The sequence below is a fragment of the Psychrobacter sp. 1Y4 genome, assembly GCF_051847555.1.
In genome coordinates this window covers 1-678 of sequence record NZ_JBPYDE010000618.1, presented here as the reverse complement: position 1 = coordinate 678, position 678 = coordinate 1, and the positions used below count along the sequence as shown (strand labels likewise).

1 protein-coding gene is annotated in these 678 nt (G+C 43.2%); it reads left to right on the top strand.

The features are described 5' to 3' along the window. On the top strand, positions 1-678 hold a 678-nt coding region (locus ACS8FC_RS17930), incomplete at both ends, for an ATPase, T2SS/T4P/T4SS family (RefSeq protein ID WP_439297788.1).

The window sequence follows — 678 nt, the reverse complement described above, 5'->3', positions numbered from 1 at the left end:
ATTGATGCCATTGCCTTTAATTCTCGCTTATCTATTGAAACGATTGTTGTTGAAGAAAACAAGCTAAAAAAGCGTATCGAAAGCGTTTACGCTGATACGATGCAGAGCTTTGACAGCTTCTCCAACAGTGACTTAAACGTTGATTTTGATGATGGCCAAGAAGAAGAGAACGAAACCAAGCTTAGTGATGGTATCGATGAAGCGCCTGTCGTAAAATTCGTCAATAAAATGCTGGTCGATGCCATTCGCATGGGCGCCTCTGATCTACATTTTGAACCTTACGAAAAATCTTTCCGAGTACGTTTTCGTGTCGATGGCGTGATGGAAAAGATAGCCAATCCGCCAGTCCAACTGGCCAACAAAATCGCAGCACGTTTAAAAGTTATGTCACAAATGGATATCTCAGAGCGCCGAGTACCGCAAGATGGACGTATCAAGCTCAAAATATCTAAAACTAAAGCCATTGACTTCCGTGTGAACTCGTTACCGACTTTGTTCGGTGAAAAAATCGTTTTGCGTATCCTAGATCCTTCATCAGCCATGCTTGGTATCGATGCGCTAGGGTATGAACCCGATCAACAGGAGATGTTTTTAGAAGCGCTGCACAAACCACAAGGTATGCTGCTAATTACTGGTCCCACTGGTTCTGGTAAGACGGTTTCTCTTTATACGGGTATC